The sequence below is a fragment of the Acidobacteriota bacterium genome (assembly GCA_003696075.1).
Taxonomy (GTDB): Bacteria; Acidobacteriota; Polarisedimenticolia; order J045; family J045; genus J045.
Genome location: RFHH01000108.1, coordinates 1 through 6,871, shown reverse-complemented (window position 1 = coordinate 6,871; position 6,871 = coordinate 1). Strand labels below are relative to the sequence as shown.

The window sequence follows — 6,871 nt, the reverse complement described above, 5'->3', positions numbered from 1 at the left end:
GGACGGCGACGGGAGCGGCGACGCGTGCGACGCCGACGACGACAACGACGGGGTTGCGGACGGGTCGGACAACTGCCCGCTGGTGTCGAACGCCGATCAGACGGACACGGACGGCGACGGGAGCGGCGACGCGTGCGACGCCGACGACGACAACGACGGGGTTGCGGACGCGTCGGACAACTGCCCGCTGGTGCCGAACGCCGGCCAGACGGACACGGACGGCGACGGGAGCGGTGACGTCTGCGATGAGGACGACGATGGCGACGGCGTGCCGGACGATGGCGACGGCTCCGGCGTTCCAGGCGACCATCCTTGCACCGGTGGTGCCACCACCGGCTGCGACGACAACTGCCCCTTGACCCCCAACCCGTCCCAGACCGACAGCGACGGGGACGGGACGGGCGATGCCTGCGAGAGCACCGCCGATCGCGACGGCGACGGCGTGCCCGACGTCGACGACAACTGTCCCGACACTCCGAACGCCTCCCAGCTCGACACCGACGGCGACGGGACGGGCGACGCTTGCGATACCGACCTGGACGGCGACGGGGTCCCGGAGGACGGGGACGGCTCCGGGGCCGCCGGCGACGCACCGTGCGCGGACGGCAACACGGTCGGGTGCGACGACAATTGCCCCGCGGATCCGAATCCGTCCCAGGCCGACATGGACGGCGACGGCTCGGGCGATGCGTGCGACGCCGATTTGGACGGCGACGGGGTTCCGGAGGACGGGGACGGCTCCGGTACGCCCGGCGACAATCCGTGCACCGGAGGGGCCACCACCGGCTGCGACGACAATTGCCCGCACGCCGGCAACCCCGGCCAGGAGGACGCCGACGGCGACGGAACCGGTGACGCCTGCGAGGCGGGACCCGACCGGGACGGGGACGGCGTGCCGGACGCGACCGACAACTGCCCGGACGTTCCGAACCCGACGCAATCGGACGCCGACGGCGACGGAACCGGGGACGTGTGCGATCCCGATCCGGACGGAGACGGCTTCGCCAACGGCGCCGACAACTGCCCCCTCGACTACAATCCCGACCAGACCGATACGGACGGCGACGGTCTCGGCGATGTTTGCGACGCCGACGACGACAACGATGGGGTTCCGGACGCGTCGGACAACTGCCCCCTCGTGACGAACCCCGACCAGTCGGACGAGGATGGCGACGGTCTCGGAGACCCTTGCGATCCCGACGATGACGGCGACGGCGTACCGGATGTCTCGGACAACTGTCCCGCAGCTTACAACCCCGGCCAGGCCGATGCCGACGCCGACGGGACCGGTGATGTCTGCGAGCGCGATGGGGTGCCCGCGATTGCGCTGGTGAAGCGCGTGCAGGCGTTCGGAGCGTGGCTGGTGGCGACCCCGTACGAAGGAACCGGGACGGTCGTCGCCACGCACTGGCAGATCAGCACGCAGGACGCTCCGAACTTCGAGTCCGGCATCATCTGGCAGGTCACCGCCACGCGACCCCCCGAGGACGAGGTGCGGGCGCTCTACGACGCTCCCGTCGAGAGCGGGACCCTCTACGCCCGGGTCGCCTACGAGGACGATGCCGGCCTGGGGCCCTTCTCGGCGCCGTTCCCCTTCGCCGCCACGCCGCTCCCCGCGGACGACGGTGCCGCGGGCGCCTCACCCGGCACGGTGGAGCTCGAGGACGGGTTCGAGGGACCCGACCTCCAGGATGCGGCGTTCCCGGACAATCTCGATCTCGGCGGGCGATTCTGGGATCCCGCTCTGAGCGAGGGTGCGAGCCCCTCGGGCGACCACTTCACGCTCGCGGGCGGCGCGGCCGTGCACCCCGCGACCGGCTCCTTCGCGCGGGCCCAGACGACACGCTCGATCTCGAGCGCCGACTCGTTCGTCACCGTGGAGATTCACCCGGAGACGGTCAAGGACCAGAACTACGACTTCTCCTTCGGGTTGCGCGCCAGCGGTACCGGCAACGCCCACAGCTCCTACCGCTGCAAGGTCGAGCGGCAGATCACCGTCGACACCATCCGGTTCAACAAGTACACCGACGGCGCCAAGGCGACGAGCGCCGGGGTGTGGGAGGGGAGTCTCGGGCCCCCGCCATGGCGAGTCCGCTGCGAGGCCAGGGACGAGGGCGCCGGTGTCCGGCTGTCGGCCTACGTCTGGAACGGATCGGCGTGGGAGCTGAAGACGACCTTCCTGGACGACGGCCAGAGCGGTGTTCCCAGCTGGGACTCGACACCCCGCATCCACACCCCGGGGCGGGTGGTGATCTCGAACGAGAAGCCCGGAAGGGTCCGCTACCTGCACCTGCAGGCCGGCCCGCTCAACTGAGCTCGGCCGGGCCCCCGGCCGGACCCGGCTCGAAGCGGTAGCCACGCGCCCGCACGGTGAGGAAGTGTCGCGGCGACTCCGGATCGCTCTCGAGCTTCGTCCGGAGGGAGCGCACGAAATTGTCGACGGTCCGCCGGGTCCCGCGGTAGTCGGGGCCCCAGACCTCTTCCAGGATGGTCCCGCGGCTCACCACGCGTCCCGGTCGGGTCACGAAGAAGGCGAGCAGGTCGAACTCCTTGGGCGTGAGGTGGATCTCCTCTCCCCCCCTCGTCACCCGCCGGGCGGTGAGATCGACGACCGTGTCTCCGAAGCGCACCCGCTCCGGCGCGTGGGTCCGCCGCAGGCGCACGGCGATTCTCGCCAGCAGCTCGTCGAGTTCGAACGGTTTGGTCACATAGTCGTCGGCGCCGCTGCGCAGCCCGTAGATCCGGTCCTCGACCGAGGTCCTGGCGGACAGGATCACCACCGGCGCGGTGAACCCTTCCTTGCGGGCGCGCTGAAGCACGTAGGTCCCGTCGAGCCCGGGAAGCATCAGGTCCAGCACGACGAGATCCGGCGGCTCTTCTCGGATCTGCTTGAGGGCTTCCTCGCCCCTGACCGCCGTTCGCACCTGGTACCCGGCGCGCTCGAGGACCATGCGCAGCCCTTCCCGAAGCGTGGCGTCGTCTTCGACCACGAGGATGCGCTGTCCGGCACTCATTCCCTCGGCTCCGCGGGCAGGACGATCGAGAACCGCGTGCCGCCGCCCCCGCGGGGGCGGGCGACGAGCCGCCCGCCGTGCGCGCGGGCGATCTGGCGGGCGATGGCCAACCCGAGGCCCGAGCCGCCCGGATCCGGCCGGCCGGGCGGGACGAACCGGAAGAACGGCTCGAAGATGCGCTGGGAGATCTCCGGCGGCAGGCCCGGCCCGCGGTCGCGCACCGAGAAGATCGCCCGGCCCGCAAAGGTCCGCGCGACGAGTTCCACCGGCGCCGCGTCCCCGGCATACTTGATCGCGTTCTGGACCAGGTTGACGAGCGCCTCGGCGAGAGCGTCGCGATCGACCTGAAGCGGAGCCGTGCCGTCGCGCACGCGCACCTCGACACGATCCTTGTCCCGCAGCAGCTGCATCGTGCGATCGACCACCGCGCCGAGCGTCGTCCGCTCGCAGCCGTACAGATGCCCCGCCGCCCGGACCTGGCGCCAGCGGATGATCCTCTCCACCAGAGTCTGCAATCGGTCGGTCTCGCGGCAGATCGCCTCGACGGATCGGCGGCCCTCGGGCGAGAGTTCCTGCTCCCGAAGGATCTGCCCGTGCAGCCGGATCCCGGCCAGAGGGGTCAGCAGCTCGTGCCCCATGTGCGACAGGAAGGTCTCCTGGATGCGCGCCAGCCGTGCTCCCCGCCGGGCGAGGATCAGCAGCAGCACGGCGCCGGCGATGACGGAAGCGGCGAACGCCGTCACCAGGAGGCCGAACACGAGATCCAGCGCCTCCTGGCGGGCATAGATCACCGCGATCCCGATCCCGGTGAGGATCACCGTGGGGAGGATCACCACCAGGAGGATCACGTAGACCAGCCACCGCAGGTTGACCTGCAGGGGATCCTGCGGGGCCAGCGGGGCGCTGCGGTTCCGGCGGCGGCGTCCTGCCATGCCACCAGCATGCCCGCCGGTGGCGCGTTCGTCACCCGCCCTGGCCGGTCAGAAGCTGTAGGCGAGTCCGAATCCGACCAGAAGCGGATCGAAGTCGGCAGTCCCGCTCCCGGCCGGCGCCGCTCCGGAGGCGGTCGTGAACACGTCCAGCTGCGGGCCGCCGACGAGGTAGCGGAGGGTCGAGGTGAAGGCGAGTCCACTCCCCCCGATCGGCGTGACGAGCCGGAACTCCACCCCGAACAGGAGGTCGTCGTCCAGAGTGGCCCTCTGCACGTCCGCGCGCGCCCGCGCCGAGGCCGACACGGCGACGTCGTCGAAGCGCGACAGCGCCAGCACCGGCCCCACCGAGAGGCTTCCGGAGCCCCAGGAATCGATTTCGAACAGCGCCTCGATCTGCAGGAGCGTCAGGTCGGCGTCGCCGAGGGCGATCGTTCCCGCTCCGGGGACGTCCAGCTCGAGGTCGTGGCTGCCCACCGAGAGCGTGAGGCCGACGGAAACCCTGTCGTGCACGGTCCGCCGCAACCCGACCGCCCCGGTCACGTTGTCCTGGAAGTCGATCACGTGAGGGCCGACACCGACGGGGGAGGCCGGGGTGAGGGTTCCGTCTCCCTTCACCGGGACGATGTCCACCACCTGGATCTCCGCCGTCCAGGCGCCCCCGGCCGCGAGGGCCGGGCCGACGGCGGCCGCCAGCACCAGGGCGGCGGCCATCGATACCGGACCATGCCACGAACGGACCATCTCCTTCGCCTCCTTGACGGCCGGGCGGGCGCGCCGGCGCCGCCCGCGGGCGGGTCCACCCGCCCCGGCTCACGTTAGGAACCCCGGGGGGGCTTGTCAACGGGGCGTCCGTGCGTCTCGGATCTTTTTCGGTACCGTTCGGCACCGTCCCGCTCCAAGAGCACCAGGCGGTCCCGTCCCACCCGCCCCCGGAGGACGATCCTCGTTCCGGCCGGCCAGGTGTCGCGCGGGCCGAGCTTCGCCGGCGTTCCCGCCACGTGCCGGGGGCCCGGTCCCGCGAGGTGGCGGCGGACCGCCTCCGGTCCTTCCAGCGGCAGAGGCCGCCACCCGGTGTACCAGGTGATCAGCTCCCACTTGTCGCGGGTCAGCCCGACGGGCGTCCCCGGCGGCACGACCGCGGTCGCTCGCCTCGCGAAGGCGCGGGCCCCGCCCGCGGCGTTCAGGGCGGGTGTGAACAGGGGCGGGAAGAGGAGCCCCGCGCCGACCGCGAAGCCCACAGGCCCCGCCACCGCGGCGGCCCGGCCCGCCGCGGCGAGGACGGCGAAGAGGATCGATCCCGCGGCGAGCAGGGCGAGGAGCACCACCGATCCGGCTCGAACCGGAGCCAGTGCCGCCATCTCCCGCGGAAGCAACCACCCGCCCGCTGCGAGCGCGGCTCCGCCGGCGGCGGCCGCACCGAGAAGGGCCCCGGCGGCACCGAGTTCCCGGCGGCACCGCTTCAAGCGGCGGAGGAGGTCGAAGGCGGCGGCGGCCACCACGGCGAGGGCGGGGAGAACCGGCATCAGGTACACACCCCGCTTCCCGGCGGGCAGGGAGAAGAAGAGCGTCGCGGCGAGCGCCCATGCCGCGAGCCATCGCACGGCCGGGCGCGCGAGCAGGGCGCGGAGGACGCGCGGGCGCCGGAGGGGGACCGCGAGTAGCAGCGACCAGGGGAAGAGCGCGGCCGGGAGGGCCCAGGCGAAATACCAGAAGGGCTCGATGTTGTCCCACGAACGCACGAAGCGTTCCACGTTCTGCCGCCACACGGAGGAGAGGAGGACACCCGGGCCCACGCGAAGGGCGAAGGCGACCGGCCACGAGAGAGCCGTTCCGAGGAGCAGGGCGAGGGGGCCCGGGCGCAAGAGGGCGGCCGGCCGAAAGGCCCGGCGGCCGGCCACGCGGTCCGCGGCCCAGGCGAGTCCGAGGAAGACGAGCGCCACCGGCCCCTTCGTCAGGAGACCTCCGGAGAGGCAGAGCGCGCCGGCCAAGGGACGCCGTCCCCGGTCGAGGGCGGCCACGGTGCCGGTCACGAACGCGGTGAGAAGCGCATCGGTGGCACACCACGCTCCCCGTTCCAGAACGAGCAGAAAGGTCGGGTAGATCGAAGCGGCGAGCAGGGCTTGACGGCGCCCGACCCAGGAGCGGGCCGCGCGGTGCAGCACGAGCACCGTGAGAAGTGTCGCGACCAGCGACGGCACCCGGCACGGCACCTCCCCCGGCCCCCCGGCGGCAGCGAACAGCCCGGCGATGGCCCAGAACAGGAGGGGAGGCTTGTCGAGGTAGGGGCGCCCTCCTCGCGTCGGCAGCACCGGATCGCCGCGCTCGTACATCTCCTTCGCCACCAGGGCGAACCGCGGCTCGTCCGGGGACATCAGCTCCCGCCCGGGGATCGTCGGAGCGAGGATCGCGGCGGCGAGCATCACCACGGCGAACGACGCCCGGAGATCGGCCGGCCGCCGCCGGGCCTCGGACGCTGCGTTCCCGTGCGGCGCGATCACCGTTTCCCCGCTGCGGCCCGATTGGCGACCGCGACGTAGTCCTCCGGACCCGGGCCCCGCGACCACACGACGCGCACCCCGCTGCCGGGGTCGAGGGCGGCTTCCAGCGACGGGAGGTGTTTCCTCCTCAGGAGCACCCAGAAGGGTCGAGATCCCTCCAGCCGGCGGGCGAGGCGTTCCAGAGCCTCCCGGTCTCCGGGCCGGGCGCTGTCCATCCGGCCTCCGTAGTGGAACCCGAACTGGGCCCGAAAGTCGATCATCCCGCCCTCCGACGCGGGCGCCACGGTCCGGCGCACCTCATCGAGGACGAGCCGGGCCGAGCGCACCCGATCCAAGGGGGGCAGCAGCAGGACGAGGGCCGCCGAGTAGAAGGGCAGGGCCGCGCCGAGGTACCAGAAAGGCCTCCTGTGGTGCCATGGGTTCAGGT

The 6,871-nt window shown here is 72.3% G+C and carries 5 protein-coding genes and 1 pseudogene; 1 reads left to right on the top strand and 5 read right to left on the bottom strand.

What is annotated here, in order from left to right:
* Positions 1 to 1,300: pseudogene (locus D6718_06890) on the top strand (cartilage oligomeric matrix protein).
* Positions 1,301 to 2,306: 1,006 nt separating this feature from the next.
* Here D6718_06890 and D6718_06885 read toward each other — a convergent pair.
* From D6718_06885 to D6718_06865, 5 genes are all read right to left on the bottom strand, one after another.
* Positions 2,307 to 3,014: a DNA-binding response regulator gene (locus D6718_06885; GenBank protein ID RMG45667.1), complete on the bottom strand. Its 708-nt coding sequence runs from the start codon at positions 3,012 to 3,014 to the stop codon at positions 2,307 to 2,309.
* On the bottom strand, positions 3,011 to 3,946 hold the full coding sequence (locus D6718_06880) for a sensor histidine kinase (protein RMG45666.1): 936 nt from the start codon (positions 3,944 to 3,946) through the stop codon (positions 3,011 to 3,013). Before D6718_06880 ends, D6718_06885 begins: the two co-directional genes overlap by 4 nt.
* Positions 3,947 to 3,994: 48 nt before the next feature.
* Positions 3,995 to 4,657, bottom strand: coding sequence for a hypothetical protein (locus tag D6718_06875; protein RMG45665.1), 663 nt, complete (start codon positions 4,655 to 4,657; stop codon positions 3,995 to 3,997).
* 104 nt (positions 4,658 to 4,761) lie between these two features.
* Complete coding sequence (locus tag D6718_06870) at positions 4,762 to 6,444, bottom strand: hypothetical protein (GenBank protein ID RMG45664.1); 1,683 nt, start codon at positions 6,442 to 6,444, stop codon at positions 4,762 to 4,764.
* On the bottom strand, positions 6,441 to 6,871 hold a 431-nt coding region (locus tag D6718_06865; GenBank protein ID RMG45663.1), incomplete at its 5' end, for a hypothetical protein. The genes D6718_06865 and D6718_06870, both read right to left, overlap by 4 nt.

Coding starts and splice junctions, on each gene's coding strand:
- D6718_06885 (RMG45667.1), bottom strand. CDS start 3,014: ATGAGTGCCGGACAGCGCATCCTCGTGGTCGAAGACGACGCCACGCTT.
- D6718_06880 (RMG45666.1), bottom strand. CDS start 3,946: ATGGCAGGACGCCGCCGCCGGAACCGCAGCGCCCCGCTGGCCCCGCAG.
- D6718_06875 (RMG45665.1), bottom strand. CDS start 4,657: ATGGCCGCCGCCCTGGTGCTGGCGGCCGCCGTCGGCCCGGCCCTCGCG.